Raw genomic sequence first — 13237 nt, forward strand, 5'->3', positions numbered from 1 at the left:
GCCCGCGAGCTTAGTTAATCGGCGGCGATCCGGGGGTTCGGTGTGGCGCGATCCTCGCGGTTACAGTCGGCCCATGACACCGCAGTTCCCGGATCGACTCTGGGGTTCACGCACGAACCTGCTCTCCCGCGCCGCCAACCGTTTCGCCGCGACAAAGCCGGGTTCTCTGCTGATCCGCACCCTGACCCCACTCGACCGGGCCGTGCTCGAACGCACCGACGCCAAGTACACCGTGCTCGGCCCGATCGGCGCCCCGGTGATCCTGCTGACCACCATCGGCCGCAAATCCGGGCAGCCGCGCACTCAGCCGCTGCTCTACGTCCACGACGGCGACACCCTCTACGTGGTCGGCTCCAACTTCGGCCAGGCCAAGCACCCCGCCTGGACCGTCAACCTCCTCGCGAACCCGCAAGCCACCGTCGCCATCGCGGGCGAACGCATCCCGGTGACCGCCACCATCGTCCCCGACGCGGACAAAGAGGCGATCTTCGCCCGCTTCGTCGAGATCACCGGCGCCTACGCCGCCTACCGCGACCGGACCACCCGCGACCTACGCATCTTCGCCCTCCGCCGGTCCTGACCCGGACGCACGATCACCACGCTCTGGTGGCGGCATCGGCCGAGAGCCGAACGCCACCAGAGCGTGGTGATCAACTGCCCAGCGGGAGCTCAGCCCAGGGCGCGCAGGCGGGGGGCCAGGTCGCGCTTGAAGAGGTCGAGGAAGCGGAGCTGGTCGTGGCCGGGGGCGTGGAAGACCAGGTGGTTGAGGCCCGCGTCGAGGTAGGGCTTGATCTGGGCGACGGCCTCGTCGGGGTCGCTGGCGACGATCCAGCGCTTGGCGACCTGTTCGATGGGCAGCGCGTCGGCGGCGGCTTCCATCTCGATCGGGTCGGTGATGTCGTGCTTCTGTTCGGGGGTCAACGACAGCGGTGCCCAGAAACGCGTGTTCTCCAGGGCGAGTTCGGGATCGGTGTCGTAGGAGATCTTGATCTCGATCATCTTGTCGATCGCGGACAGGTCGCGCTCGGCCTTGGCCGCGCCCTCGGCGACGGCGGGCAGCAGCTTCTCGGTGTAGAGGTCCATGCCCTTGCCGGAGGTGCAGATGAAACCGTCACCCGCGCGGCCCGCGTACCTGGCGACCACCGGGCCGCCGGCGGCGATGTAGACGGGGATGCCGTCCTTGGGCACGTCGTAGATCGAGGCGCCGACGGTGTGGTAGTACTCGCCGTCGAAATCGACCCGGTCGCCGAGCCACAGTTCGCGCATCAGTCGCACGGCCTCACGCAGCCGGGCGAACCGCTCCTTGAAGTCGGGCCATTCACCCTTGTACCCGGTGGCGATCTCGTTGAGCGCCTCGCCGGTACCGACACCGAGCATCACCCGGCCCGGGTACAGGCAGCCGAAAGTGGCGAAAGCCTGCGCGATCACCGCCGGGTTGTAACGGAAGGTCGGGGTGAGCACCGAGGTGCCGAGCATAATGCGCTCGGTGCGCTCGCCCGCGGCCGCGAGCCAGGCCAGCGAGAACGGTGCGTGGCCGCCGTTGTGCCGCCACGGCTGGAAATGGTCGCTCACGGTGGCGCTGTCGAGGCCGTGCTGTTCGGCGGCCACCGCCAACTCGACCAGCTCTCGTGGTCCGAACTGCTCCGCCGACGCCTTGTACCCGAGCTTGAGATCGACCATTTCCAGCCACTCCTGTTCCTCCGCTGACCGCTGCCTCCTCGACACTAGCGCGCGGCTCACGATCCGCATCGTCGCCGTTTCGTCTCCCACTGCGCCGGGTTTTAGCGGATGATTAGCTGGTGACCGCCAAGGATGACCAGATCTTGTCGTATCTGACCGATATGGACGGCGTGCTGGTGCACGAGGATCAGCTGATCCCCGGTGCCGACGAGTTCCTCGCCGAGCTGCGCGAGAACGAGATCCCGTTCCTCGTGCTGACCAACAATTCGATCCGGACCCCGCGCGATCTGCAGGCCCGGCTGCGCCACACCGGCCTCGACATCCCGGAGGAGTCGATCTGGACCTCGGCGCTGGCGACGGCGACCTTCCTCGACGACCAGCGCCCCAACGGCACCGCGTACGTGGTCGGCGAATCGGGGCTCACCACGGCGCTGCACGAGATCGGCTACGTGCTCACCGACAGCGACCCCGACTACGTGGTGCTCGGCGAGACCCGCACCTACTCGTTCGAGGCCATCACCACCGCGATCCGCCTGGTCGACCGTGGGGCGAAGTTCATCGCCACCAACCCCGACGCCACCGGCCCTTCTCGCGACGGCGTCCTGCCCGCGACGGGTTCGGTCGCCGCCCTGATCACCCGGGCCACCGGCAAGGACCCGTACTACGTCGGCAAACCGAACCCGCTGATGATGCGTTCGGCACTGCGGCGCATCGGCGCGCACTCGCAGTCGACGGTGATGATCGGCGACCGGATGGACACCGATGTGATCGCGGGTCTCGAGGCGGGCATGCGAACGGTCCTGGTCACCTCGGGTATCTCCACCAAATCTTCGGTCGAGAAGTACCCCTTCCGGCCGACGCTGGTCGTCGACTCGGTAGCCGAACTGTTGCACCGCACCCGCACCCCGTTCGTGGAGCTCTAGCCACGGTTCACTTCCGCGGCGATCGTGTCGAGCGCCGCCGACAACCGGGTGAGAGTCTCGACGGTCGCGGCGAATTCGGCCGGGCCGAGTGCGTTGGCGAGGCGGCGGGCCAGCACCTCGTGCTGCGGGTCGATGCGACGGATGGCCGCCTCGCCCGCCTCGGTGATCGCGACCAGCTTGGCCCGTTTGTGCGCCGGGTTCGGCCGGTATTCACACAGCCCCTTGCCGACCAGGATGTCGGCCACCCGCTGCACGCTCTGCCGGGTGATGCCGATGGCGCGGGCGATCCCGGCGACCGGCAGCGGTTGATGTTCCACCGCCGCCATCACCTGCCACCACGCCACCGAGATTCCGGCAGGTGCGGCCAATTCGTCACCGAGGGCAAGAAATTGACCGTTGAGCCGGTAGACGGTGAGCGCGGCCGCGTCGAGGAGCTGCTGTTCGTCGTTCAATCTGCTTGTCCGCCCGCGTTTTCGGCAAGAGCGAAGTAGCCGGTGGGGTCCTTCTGCCCGAACAGCTGGTACCAGGCGTCGAGTACCTGTGGCTCGAAGAGATCGAGGCGGACGAAGACCTCGCGCGCGAACTCGAACGGGGACATGGCGTCGGCGGTGATGAGGTCACCGTCGGTCACGGCCGATTCGTCGACATAGTGCGCCGCGCCGGAATAGCCACTGGAGGCCAGGTATTCGGCGGCGTTGCTGGTGTGCGGGCGGTCGTCGAGCAAGCCCTCCTTGGCGAGTCCGAGGGTGGCACCACAGATCGCCGCGACCGGGACACCCGCCGCGAGGAATTCGCGCGCCTTGCGAGCGAAGGGAGCCAGGTCGTCCCCGGCGTCCCACAGGTCGGCGCCGGGCAGGATCAGCATCGCGCTGTCGGCGGGGTCGATGTCGGCCAGGGCCAGGTCGGGGGTCACCCGCATGCGTCCGGCGGTGGTGACGGGCGCGGTCGTGAGCCCGACCGTCGCCACCTCGAAGCGCCCCGGCTCGCGATGCCAGGAGTCGTCGGCGATATTGACCGTCGCCGCGCCGACTTCCCAGTCCGAAAGAGTGTCGTACACAGCCACGTGAACTGTCTTCTTGGTCATGACAGCATCCTGTCATTATCGACAGGATGCTGTCAATAAGAATTTTGCAACCCCCTTTCAGGCGACCCTCCGTAGGCTGACGCACAACCGGTGCGAGACAAGGGAGTTCGCCACGATGACCGACCCGGTGCAGGGACTGACCGGCACCATCACCTCGCCGATCCGCGCCGCGGGCGCACTCGGCGAAGTGCTCGTCGCCATTCGTGGCGGCACGGAGCTGTATCTCGCGCGCGCCGACGAACCGATCGAGGCGGGCGCGACCGTGCTCATCGTCGCGGTCAATCCGGGCAGGCTCGTCGACGTCGTGCCCTGGATACCGCTCACACCGCAACTGCCGCAAGACAACTGAAAGCAAGGGAGGCTCAGATGCTGGGCTATCACGTTCCTGATCCCGACGAGGCCATGCTGGTCAGTGGCGCCAAGGTCAAGGACAACGCGCCGTTCAAAGTGATCATCGGCCGCGGCACCTGGGTGATTCCACTGTTCCGCAAGGTCAGCTACCTGTCGCTGGCCATGTTCGAATCCGAGATCCGCGAGCGCTGCGTCACCAAGCAGGCCATCCAGCTCGACGTGCGCGCGGTGATCGCGTTCAAGGTCGCCAACGACACCCAGTCGATCGTCAATGCGGCACAACGCTTCCTGTCCGAGCAGGAGAAGGAGATGTCGGTGCTCACCGGCCGCATCTTCTCCGGTCACCTGCGCTCCATCGTCGGCTCGATGACCGTCGAGGAGATCATCCGCGAACGCCAGAAGCTGGCCGACGAGGTGCTGATCGCCTCCAAGGTGGAGATGAGCAATATCGGCCTGTGGGTCGACTCGTTCCAGATCCAGTCGATCGACGACGGCAACCTCGGCTATATCGAGGCCCTCGCCGCCCCGCACAACGCGGCCGTGCAGCGCGACGCCCAGATCGCCCAGGCCCAGGCCGCCCAGCGCGCCGCCGAGGCCGAACAGGAATCGCTGCGCCGCCGCGCCGAGTACGAGCGTGAGACCTCGCTACTCAAGGCGCAGTACCAGCGCGACATCGACAAGGCCAATGCCGAAGCGGCACAGGCGGGCCCGCTCGCCGACGCCGTCGCCCGACAGGAAGTCCTCACCGCGCAGGCCGAACAGGCACGCAAGAACGCCGAACTGCGCGAGCAGGAACTTCAGGCCGAAGTCGTGAAACCCGCTCTCGCCGAAGCGGAACGGGTCCGCATCCTCGCCGAGGCCGAAGCCGACCGCACCCGCATCCAGGCCGAAGCCGCCGCCTCCAACAACCGCATCGCCCTCGACCAGCTGCTCATCGAGCAACTCCCCGAGATCGTCCGCCAAGCCTCCAACGGCCTCGCCAACGCCAACCTCACCGTCCTCAACGGACCCGACGGCGTGAGCGAACTGGTCAACGGCATGGTCGGCCAGGGCCTGACGGTCTTCAACTCCCTGCAGAAGGCCCTGTCCAACGGCGAGGTCGACAAGGTCTGAACCGAGCGGCCCGCCGGAATCTCCGGCGGGCCGTTCGGTGGATCAACTGAGGGCGTGGTCGAGGTCGCCCAGGAGGTCTTCGATGTCTTCCAGGCCTACCGAGATGCGGACCACGCCGTCGGAGAGGCCGATGGAGGCGCGGCCTTCGGGGCCCATGGCTCGGTGGGTGGTGGTGGCCGGGTGGGTGATCATCGTCTTGGCGTCACCGAGGTTGTTGGAGATGTCGATGATGCGCAGGCGGTTGAGGACCTCGAAGGCGCGCTTCTTGCCGTCGTCGCCGTGCAGGGCGAAGGTGACGACGGTGCCGCCGCCGGTCATCTGCTCCTTGGCGAGAGCGTGCTGCGGATGTGATTGCAGGAAGGGGTATTTCACCCATTCGACCGACTTGTTCGTCTCCAGGAATTCAGCGACCTTCAGCGCCGATTCGGTGGATTGACGCACGCGCAGCGGCATCGTCTCCAAGCCCTTGAGCAAGGTCCAGGCGTTGAACGGGCTCAGGGCCGGACCGGTATGGCGCATCAGGGTTTTCACCGGACCATCGATGTAGTCCTTGGCGCCGAGGATGGCGCCGCCGAGTACGCGGCCCTGGCCGTCGATGTGCTTGGTGCCGGAGTAGACGACCACGTCGGCGCCGAGTTCGAACCCGCGCTGCAACAGCGGGGTGGCGAAGACGTTGTCCAGGACCACTTTCGCGCCCGCGGCGTGGGCCAGTTCGGTGACCTTGCGGACGTCGACGAGGGTTTGCATCGGGTTGGCCGGGGTCTCGAAGAACACGGCCTGGGTGGGTACCGACAGCGCCTGCTCCCACTGCGAGAGGTCGTCGCCGTCGACGAAGACGGTCTCGATGCCCCAGCGCGGCAGGATCTCGTTGCACACCACGAAGCAGGAACCGAACAGGCTGCGCGCGGCGACGAGCCGGTCGCCCGCCTTCAGCAGCGCACCGAGCGCGGTGAACACCGCCGACATGCCCGAGGCGGTCGCGAACGCGGCCTCGGCGCCGTCGAGCAGGCGGATGCGCTCCTCGAACATGGCGACCGTCGGGTTGCCGAAACGGGAGTAGACGAAGTGTTCGACGTCGCCTGTGAACGCGGCCTCGGCGGCCTCGGCGTTCTCGTAGACGAAGCCGGAAGTCAGGTAGAGCGCCTCGGACGTCTCGTCGAAGCCGGAACGGCGCAGGCCACCACGCACACCGAGGGTGGCGGGGCCGACGCCCTCGGGCAGCGGCTTGTCGAAGGAACCACCGGTGATCATGTGAGTCTCCTTATGCCTGGCGCCACGGCAGGCCGACGGCGCGCCAGCCGGTGCTGCCGCGCTGCCCGAACGCGTCGAGGCCACCCTCGAAACCGTCGAGCACGTTGTAGGACGGGGTGATCCCCGCCGCGGTCGCCACCGTCGCCGCGTGCGCCGAACGCTGACCCGAGCGACACAGGAACACCACGGGGGCGTCGGCCGGGCGGTCGGCGAGGACCTGTTCGAGCTGCTCACCGAAGCGCGGGTTGCGCGCGCCGGTGCCGTCGACCCATTCGATGAAGTGCGCGGGGCGTTCGATGGAGCTTGTGTCGGGAATGCCGATCTGGGCCCACTCGCCTTCGGTGCGCACGTCGACCAGCACCGCGTCGGGGTGCTCGGTCAGGATTTCCCACGCCTTCTCAGGGGTGATGTCGCCGGCGTAACTCATGTCGATCCTCCTGCGTGAATCCGCTCTTGCCGTGGTGGTTGTCCAACACACGGCCAGGTCGTCACCCGGAGCACCCCACCGCGGAGGAGGGTTGCCGACCAGCGAGCCGGGGCTTGGCGCTGGTACTCATGACCTTGCGATCTGAGATTGCCCCGGCACAGGTCACCGTGTCAAACCCCTCAGGGCGTGCACACCAACCAGTTGCCGTCGACCCTGGTGAGATTCCAGGTGCTCGACGTCGACTGACCGCCCACCGAAACGGTGGCGTCGATCTTGGCCCGATTGCCGTTCACCGTGGCGTTGGAGAAGCCCTTCTTGTCGATCGTCGCCGCAGATTCCGGGCCGCCGAGCCGTTCGGTGAGGCCGGATTTCGCCTCGTCGAACCCGGGGCACGCCACCCCGGGCGGCGGACGCTGATCGGTACGCGAGCGCGCGTCGATATAGTTGGTGACGGCGGCCGCGAGCCGATCGGCCTCTGTGACATTTTTCTCAGCGGGCGCCAGGAGCCCGCCGACGACGATGCTGATGAGCACGACGACCGCGATCACCGCGGCCGCGACGAACGGGACGATGGACCGCTTGTCGGTCTGATCGACCTCGATGGGCTGATCGTCCGAGCCTGTTTGCTCCTCGCTCATGTGGTAATCCTGACAGACCCGGGCCGGGCAGCTACACCGCGCGCCGGGTTGCCGCAACACCGCAGCTAGAATCGCGTTGATTACGGCCTGCCGCCGACGAGGACGGCAGCGGCCGGTAGCCGGTTTCCGACTTAGCCTAAGCTAAGTTGACGCCGTCACATCGTTTCTCGACCAAAGGGTGCGCGTAGACAATGACCGAACAGACAGCGACTCGCCCGCTTCGCATCGCGATCGTGGGTGCGGGACCGGCCGGTATCTACGCCGCCGACGCCTTGATGAAGTCCGACGCCGAGGTCAGCATCGACCTCTACGAGCGCATGCCCGCGCCCTTCGGCCTCATCCGCTACGGCGTCGCGCCCGACCACCCGCGCATCAAGGGCATCATCACCGCCCTGCACAAGGTGCTCGACAAGGATCAGGTGCGCCTGCTCGGCAACATCGACTACGGCACCGACATCACCCTCGACGATCTGCGTCAGTTCTACGACGCGGTGATCTTCTCCACCGGCGCCAACGCCGACCGCGCGCTGCCGATCCCCGGCATCGACCTCGACGGTTCCTACGGCGCCGCCGACTTCGTCTCCTGGTACGACGGGCACCCCGACGTGCCGCGTTCGTGGCCGCTGGATGCCGAGAAGGTCGCCGTGCTCGGCGTCGGCAACGTGGCGCTGGACGTGGCGCGCGTGCTCGCCAAGACCGGCGACGAGCTGCTGCCCACCGAGATCCCGCCGAACGTCTACAAGGGGCTCAAGGAGAACAAGGCCGTCGAGGTGCACGTCTTCGGGCGTCGCGGTCCCGCCCAGGCCAAGTTCACCCCCCTCGAGCTGCGTGAACTCGACCACTCGCCGACCATCGAGGTGATCGTCGACCCCGAGGACATCGACTACGACGAGGGTTCCGAGGCCGCGCGCCGCAACTCCAAGCAGGTCGACATGGTCGCCAACACCCTCGAGCAGTGGGCCATCCGCGACCAGGGCAACCGCCCGCACAAGCTGTTCCTGCACTTCTTCGAGTCGCCCGCCGAGATCGTCGGCGACGAGAACGGCCGGGTCGTCGGTCTCAAGACCGAACGCACCCAGCTCGACGGCACCGGCAACGTCAAGGGCACCGGCGAGTTCAAGCAGTGGGACGTCCAGGCCGTCTACCGCGCCGTCGGCTACCTGTCCCAGAACATCAACCAGCTCCCGTTCGACGATCAGGCGGGCACCGTGCCGAATGAGGCCGGTCGTGTGATCGCCGACGAGAGCGCCGAGGGTGCGGCCCGCTTCATGCCCGCCACCTACGTCACCGGCTGGATCAAGCGCGGCCCCGTCGGCCTCATCGGCCACACCAAGGGCGACGCCAACGAGACCATCGCCTGCCTGCTCGACGACGCGAAGAACTTCACCCCCGCGCCGAAGCCCGAACTGGACGCCGTCACCGAGTTCCTCGAGGGCAAGGGCATCCCGTTCACCACCTGGGCCGGCTGGTACCGCCTCGACGCCCACGAGCGCGCCCTCGGCGAGCCCGAAGGCCGCGAGCGCGTGAAGGTCGTGGAGCGAGAAGACATGCTCCGCGCGAGCGAGCCCCACAAGGCCTGACAGCGATGACAAGGCCGGTGGACGCGAGAGCAGAACCCTCGCCCACCGGCCTTTTCCGCGCGTACCCGCCTGTTTTCTCGGTCGAAGTCGGCCGATCCGCCTAGCTCGAGGCATCCTGTACCAGTGTTCGACGCGCATGTTCACATCATCGATCCGCGGTTTCCGCTGATCGAGAACGAGGGCTACCTGCCGGAGCCCTATACGATCGCGGATTATCGAAAGCGGATGGCGCACTTCGATGTTCGCGGTGGAGCCGTTGTCAGCGCATCGTTCCAAGGCACCGATCAGACGTACCTGAAGGCCGCGCTGAGCGAGCTGGGCCCGGAGTGGGTCGGGGTGACCCGGTTGGACCTGGACGCCGGTGACGAGGAGATCCTCGATCTGGACCGGGCGGGCGTACGGGCGATCCGGTTCAACCTCAAACGCGCCGCCGCCGACATCACCCAGATGACGCTGCAGGCCCTGCGCGCCCACGAGCTGGCCGGATGGCATGTCGAGCTCTACATCGACGGGCAGATGCTCGCGTCGCTGCAGCCGGTGATCTCCAAACTGCCCGCGCTGTCCATCGACCACCTCGGCATGTCGGCCGAAGGGCTGCCCTACCTGCTGGATCTGGTCGATCGCGGGGCCAAAGTGAAGGCGACCGGATTCGGCCGGGTCGACATGGACGTGGCCGAAACGCTGCGCCGCATCCACACCGTGAACCCCCGCGCCCTGATGTTCGGCTCCGATCTACCCGGCACCCGGGCGGGCCGACCATTCGCGGACGGCGATATCGACCTGATCTGCCAGGTGGTCGGCGCCGACATGCACGCCGTACTCGAGGACAACGCCCGCGAGTGCTACCGCCTGCCACCGGTACGCAGGCCCGAGACCGAACGGGTTGCGGCCCAGGACAACCCGACCCTACCGATCCCCCGATCGGCACTGCCCGGCGCGGGCGACGACAAGACCCGCCCGCTCCCGATCATCGAAAGACCCTGAGCCTCAGACGAACAGCGCCCCGGCGAGCCACACTCCCGACGCGACCAGCGCGCCGAACAGTTCCACGAGCATCGACAGTCCGACACCCTTGAGCGCGTGCATCGTTGCGGGCCAGGCGGTTTCATGCGTCTTCAACCGCTGCAGTTCCGCCACGTACACGCCGAGCACGAACCCGATGAACAACCCGACCACGGGGATCACGAAGAAACCGACGATGCCGAAGACGGCGCCGACGAGCAACGCCCGATTCGACACGCCCGCTTCGCGCATCCGGCGCCCCGGCCAGGTGTATTTCACGACGCCCGACAGGATCAGTGCCACCGAGGCGATGGCGAACACCGTCCAGGCGCCCGCACCGCCGGTGAGGAACGCCCACACCGCGACGGCCGCGAATATCAGGATCACCCCGGGCAGGATGGGCACGATCACGCCGATGATGCCGACCAGAATGACGAGGCCGACGAGGACCTCACCCCATACGCTCACTGCCGGGTTCCTCCCATATCGCGCCGAGTCGCGCCGGGCGAATTCTCCCGCATGGTCTACCGGTGCCGCCACCCCGGCGCTATTGTCGGATTGTCAATACCGTTCGACGACGAATGAGGTCACCACGTGAGCACCACCGGTCAGGGCCCCCTCGCGGGCATCAAGGTCATCGAGCTGGCCGGGATCGGCCCGGGCCCGCACGCCGCCCTGCTACTGGCCGATCTCGGCGCCGACGTGGTGCGGGTGCAGCGGCCCAGGCAGCTGCCCGGCTTCCTCGAGCGCCCGCAGTGGCGTGGCCGCACCATCGTCGAGGCCGACCTCAAGAAGCCCGAGGACGTCGCCAAGGTGCTCGACCTGGTCGAGAAGGCCGACGTGCTGCTCGAGGGCTTCCGGCCCGGCGTCACCGAGCGGATGGGCCTCGGCCCCGACGACGCGCTGGCGCGCAACCCGCGCCTGATCTACGGCCGGATGACCGGATGGGGCCAGTACGGTCCGATGGCCGATCGCGCGGGCCACGACATCAACTACATCTCGCTCACCGGTGTGCTCAACGCCATCGGGCGCAAGGGTGAGCGGCCGGTGCCGCCGCTGAACATGGTCGGCGACTTCGGCGGCGGTTCGATGTTCCTGGTGACCGGTGTGCTCGCCGCGCTCGTCGAGCGTGCGACCTCGGGCAAGGGACAGGTGATCGACGCGGCGATGGTCGATGGGGCCCTTGCCCTTTCGCACTTCGTGTGGGGCATGCGCGGCGTCGGCCTGTGGTCCGACGAGCGTGGTGAGAACCTGCTCGACACCGGGATGGCGTTCTACGACACCTACGAAACCGCCGACGGCAAGTACATGGCAGTCGGCGCGATCGAGCCGCAGTTCTACGAGCAGCTGCTCGCCGGTCTCGGCATCGACCCCGAGGGTCTGCCGCAGCAGCTCGATCCGGACGGCCAGGAGCAGCTGCGCAAGCTGTTCACCGAGAAGTTCAAGACCAAGACGCGCGACGAATGGACCGCGATCTTCGAGGGCACCGACGCCTGCACCACGCCGGTACTCACCTTCACCGAGGCCACCGAGAACGAGCACATCCGCGCCCGCGAAGGGCTGATCGAGATCGAGGACGTGGTGCAGCACGCGCCCGCGCCCCGGTTCTCGCGCACCCAGGGCGGCACCCCGACACCGCCGCCGAGCGCGGCGACGCCGATCGAGGACGTCTGGGCTCAGTAGCAGGTGAGCGGCTGGAGTGGGTCGGCGGCGCGCGGCGTGAGCGCGGTGTAGGCGGCGGCGATCGACTTCACGGCCAGCCGCAGGTCGGCTTCGGGGTGTGTGAACGGCAGTCGGATGAACCGTTCGAACGCGCCCTGCACGCCGAAACGTGGTCCGGCGGCGAGCAATACACCGTGGTTGGGTGCGGTGGCGGCCAGTGCGGTCGACACCGGACTCGGCAGCTGCGCCCATACCGACATGCCACCCGCGCCGGGCGCTATGTGCCAGTCGGGCAACTCCTCGGCCACGGCCGCGAGCAGGGTGGCACGCTGGGCGCGCAGCTGGGCGCGGCGCCGGTCGAGGATGGGTTCGGCGTTCTCCAGCAGGTGGACGGTGGCCAGCTGGTCCATGACCGGGGTGCCCAGGTCGACGGTGGCGCGGATGCCGAGCAGCTTGGTGATGAGCGCCTGATTGGTGCGCACCCAGCCCACGCGCAGACCACCCCAGAACGATTTGGACGCCGAGCCGATGGTGATGATCTCCGAGCCCTTCGCGAAAGCCGCGACGGGCGGCGGCATGTCGTCGTCGGAGAGGTTGAGGTCGCGCATCGACTCGTCGACGACGATGGTCATCCTGGTGTCGCGGGCGATGGCGGCCAGTTCGGCGCGGCCGTCGGCGTCGAGCAGCAGGCCGGTGGGGTTGTTGAAGTCCGGCACGAGGTAGGCCAGGGTGGCCGCCGTCTGCCGGGCGGTACTCCGCAACCCTTCCAGATCCCAACCGGCACTGGGGAATTCGGGTCGCAGCGGCACAGGGATGGGACGCGCGCCGACATCGCGGATCGCCTCGATCGCGTTCGGATACGACGGGTGGTCGATCAGCACGCGGGCGGCCGGTGAGGTGAGCACATTGAGCAGCAGCCGAAGTCCGTGTTGCGCACCGAGAGTCACCAGGATCTGGTCTGGTTCGGTGGGCAGGCCGCGCGCGGTGTAGCGGCGGGCCAGCGCCTCGCGCAGCGCGAGCACACCGACCGGGTCCATGCCGTGGGTGCCGAGGTAGGCCGGAATGCCTTGCAGTGCCACCGAATACGCGTCGTGCAGTTCCGGCGGTGCGGACATGGCGGCGTAGGTCATGTCGATGGTGGGCAACTCCGGCTGCGCCATCAGCGCCATGATGCCGCGTGCCGGGCGGGCGCCGTCGTGCTGGATGCTCGGCGGCAACGCGACCGTGCTGCGCGAACCCTGACGGCTGATGAGGTAGCCGTGCTCGCGCAGCAGCGAGTAGGTGGAGGTGATGGTGGTGCGGCTGACGCCGAGGGTGGCCGCCAGATCACGCTCGCTCGGCAGCGCGACGCCGAGCGGGGCGCGGCCGTCGTGGATCAGCAGCCGGATGGCCTCGGCGAGCGCCAGGTAGGCGGGCCGGTGGGGGCGACGCTCGTCGCCGTCGGTCTCGGGGTCACGCCACCGGCCGAGGTCGCGGGCCAGGCCCGCCGCGCCGATCACTCTTGTCGCCATAAAGTCCAGTATTCC

15 protein-coding genes and 1 riboswitch are annotated in these 13237 nt (G+C 67.8%); of the genes, 7 read left to right on the forward strand and 8 right to left on the reverse strand.

What is annotated here, in order from left to right:
- Positions 1-73 precede the first annotated feature (73 nt).
- Positions 74-580 carry a nitroreductase family deazaflavin-dependent oxidoreductase gene (locus ACWEVR_RS09265; protein ID WP_452466471.1) on the forward strand — a complete coding sequence of 169 codons (507 nt, stop codon included), beginning with the start codon at positions 74-76 and terminating at the stop codon, positions 578-580.
- An 89-nt stretch (positions 581-669) separates the two neighbouring features.
- On the opposite strand, the gene fgd is transcribed toward ACWEVR_RS09265, so the two are convergent.
- Positions 670-1680, reverse strand: a complete 1011-nt coding sequence (fgd, locus tag ACWEVR_RS09270; RefSeq protein ID WP_067484432.1) for a glucose-6-phosphate dehydrogenase (coenzyme-F420) — start codon at positions 1678-1680, stop codon at positions 670-672.
- A 161-nt stretch (positions 1681-1841) separates the two neighbouring features.
- Here fgd and ACWEVR_RS09275 point away from each other — a divergent pair, with 161 nt between their 5' ends.
- Positions 1842-2603 carry an HAD-IIA family hydrolase gene (locus tag ACWEVR_RS09275; RefSeq protein ID WP_452466535.1) on the forward strand — a complete coding sequence of 254 codons (762 nt, stop codon included), beginning with the start codon at positions 1842-1844 and terminating at the stop codon, positions 2601-2603.
- On the opposite strand, the gene ACWEVR_RS09280 is transcribed toward ACWEVR_RS09275, so the two are convergent.
- Positions 2600-3055 carry a MarR family winged helix-turn-helix transcriptional regulator gene (locus tag ACWEVR_RS09280; RefSeq protein WP_452466472.1) on the reverse strand — a complete coding sequence of 152 codons (456 nt, stop codon included), beginning with the start codon at positions 3053-3055 and terminating at the stop codon, positions 2600-2602. The two genes, ACWEVR_RS09275 and ACWEVR_RS09280, sit on opposite strands and share 4 nt — an antisense overlap.
- Positions 3052-3687 carry a DJ-1/PfpI family protein gene (locus ACWEVR_RS09285; RefSeq protein ID WP_452466473.1) on the reverse strand — a complete coding sequence of 212 codons (636 nt, stop codon included), beginning with the start codon at positions 3685-3687 and terminating at the stop codon, positions 3052-3054. Before ACWEVR_RS09285 ends, ACWEVR_RS09280 begins: the two co-directional genes overlap by 4 nt.
- A 115-nt stretch (positions 3688-3802) precedes the next feature.
- Here ACWEVR_RS09285 and ACWEVR_RS09290 point away from each other — a divergent pair, with 115 nt between their 5' ends.
- Positions 3803-4036 (forward strand): hypothetical protein, encoded by a 234-nt coding sequence (locus ACWEVR_RS09290; protein WP_067642061.1) that lies wholly within the window; start codon positions 3803-3805, stop codon positions 4034-4036.
- A 17-nt stretch (positions 4037-4053) separates the two neighbouring features.
- A complete protein-coding gene (locus ACWEVR_RS09295) occupies positions 4054-5151 on the forward strand; it encodes an SPFH domain-containing protein (protein WP_357150365.1) in 1098 nt (365 codons plus the stop codon).
- A 42-nt stretch (positions 5152-5193) separates the two neighbouring features.
- On the opposite strand, the gene ACWEVR_RS09300 is transcribed toward ACWEVR_RS09295, so the two are convergent.
- The 3 genes from ACWEVR_RS09300 to ACWEVR_RS09310 form a co-directional block, all read right to left on the reverse strand.
- Entirely contained in the window at positions 5194-6402 is a 1209-nt protein-coding gene (locus ACWEVR_RS09300) for an O-succinylhomoserine sulfhydrylase (protein WP_452466474.1), read from the reverse strand.
- Positions 6403-6412: 10 nt separating this feature from the next.
- Entirely contained in the window at positions 6413-6829 is a 417-nt protein-coding gene (locus ACWEVR_RS09305; RefSeq protein ID WP_452466475.1) for a rhodanese-like domain-containing protein, read from the reverse strand.
- 17 nt (positions 6830-6846) lie between these two features.
- A riboswitch (SAM riboswitch) is annotated at positions 6847-6963 on the reverse strand.
- Between the two features lie 45 nt (positions 6964-7008).
- Positions 7009-7467, reverse strand: coding sequence for an Rv0361 family membrane protein (locus ACWEVR_RS09310; protein ID WP_452466476.1), 459 nt, complete (start codon positions 7465-7467; stop codon positions 7009-7011).
- Positions 7468-7658: 191 nt separating this feature from the next.
- Between ACWEVR_RS09310 and ACWEVR_RS09315 the strand changes: the two genes are divergently transcribed.
- Together ACWEVR_RS09315 and ACWEVR_RS09320 are read left to right on the forward strand one after the other, a co-directional pair.
- Positions 7659-9047, forward strand: coding sequence for an FAD-dependent oxidoreductase (locus ACWEVR_RS09315; RefSeq protein WP_357150368.1), 1389 nt, complete (start codon positions 7659-7661; stop codon positions 9045-9047).
- Between the two features lie 123 nt (positions 9048-9170).
- The gene (locus ACWEVR_RS09320) at positions 9171-10031 is read left to right on the forward strand and encodes an amidohydrolase family protein (RefSeq protein WP_452466477.1); all 861 of its coding nucleotides are present in this window, start codon (positions 9171-9173) and stop codon (positions 10029-10031) included.
- 3 nt (positions 10032-10034) lie between these two features.
- Here ACWEVR_RS09320 and ACWEVR_RS09325 read toward each other — a convergent pair whose 3' ends face one another.
- The gene (locus ACWEVR_RS09325; protein WP_067642066.1) at positions 10035-10517 is read right to left on the reverse strand and encodes a DUF456 domain-containing protein; all 483 of its coding nucleotides are present in this window, start codon (positions 10515-10517) and stop codon (positions 10035-10037) included.
- Between the two features lie 126 nt (positions 10518-10643).
- On the opposite strand from ACWEVR_RS09325, the gene ACWEVR_RS09330 reads away from it, so the two are divergent.
- Positions 10644-11732 (forward strand): CaiB/BaiF CoA transferase family protein, encoded by a 1089-nt coding sequence (locus ACWEVR_RS09330; RefSeq protein WP_452466478.1) that lies wholly within the window; start codon positions 10644-10646, stop codon positions 11730-11732.
- On the opposite strand, the gene yczR is transcribed toward ACWEVR_RS09330, so the two are convergent.
- Positions 11726-13222 carry a MocR-like transcription factor YczR gene (gene yczR / locus ACWEVR_RS09335; protein WP_067642068.1) on the reverse strand — a complete coding sequence of 499 codons (1497 nt, stop codon included), beginning with the start codon at positions 13220-13222 and terminating at the stop codon, positions 11726-11728. The two genes, ACWEVR_RS09330 and yczR, sit on opposite strands and share 7 nt — an antisense overlap.
- Between the last annotated feature and the right edge of the window lie 15 nt (positions 13223-13237).

It is taken from the genome of Nocardia sp. NPDC003979 (assembly GCF_053605015.1).

Bases quoted from the DNA above. Each gene is read 5' to 3' on its own strand.
- ACWEVR_RS09265 (WP_452466471.1), top strand. From the start codon at position 74: ATGACACCGCAGTTCCCGGATCGACTCTGGGGTTCACGCACGAACCTG.
- fgd (WP_067484432.1), bottom strand. From the start codon at position 1,680: ATGGTCGATCTCAAGCTCGGGTACAAGGCGTCGGCGGAGCAGTTCGGA.
- ACWEVR_RS09275 (WP_452466535.1), top strand. From the start codon at position 1,842: ATGGACGGCGTGCTGGTGCACGAGGATCAGCTGATCCCCGGTGCCGAC.
- ACWEVR_RS09285 (WP_452466473.1), bottom strand. From the start codon at position 3,687: ATGACCAAGAAGACAGTTCACGTGGCTGTGTACGACACTCTTTCGGAC.
- ACWEVR_RS09290 (WP_067642061.1), top strand. From the start codon at position 3,803: ATGACCGACCCGGTGCAGGGACTGACCGGCACCATCACCTCGCCGATC.
- ACWEVR_RS09295 (WP_357150365.1), top strand. From the start codon at position 4,054: ATGCTGGGCTATCACGTTCCTGATCCCGACGAGGCCATGCTGGTCAGT.
- ACWEVR_RS09300 (WP_452466474.1), bottom strand. From the start codon at position 6,402: ATGATCACCGGTGGTTCCTTCGACAAGCCGCTGCCCGAGGGCGTCGGC.
- ACWEVR_RS09305 (WP_452466475.1), bottom strand. From the start codon at position 6,829: ATGAGTTACGCCGGCGACATCACCCCTGAGAAGGCGTGGGAAATCCTG.
- ACWEVR_RS09310 (WP_452466476.1), bottom strand. From the start codon at position 7,467: ATGAGCGAGGAGCAAACAGGCTCGGACGATCAGCCCATCGAGGTCGAT.
- ACWEVR_RS09315 (WP_357150368.1), top strand. From the start codon at position 7,659: ATGACCGAACAGACAGCGACTCGCCCGCTTCGCATCGCGATCGTGGGT.
- yczR (WP_067642068.1), bottom strand. From the start codon at position 13,222: ATGGCGACAAGAGTGATCGGCGCGGCGGGCCTGGCCCGCGACCTCGGC.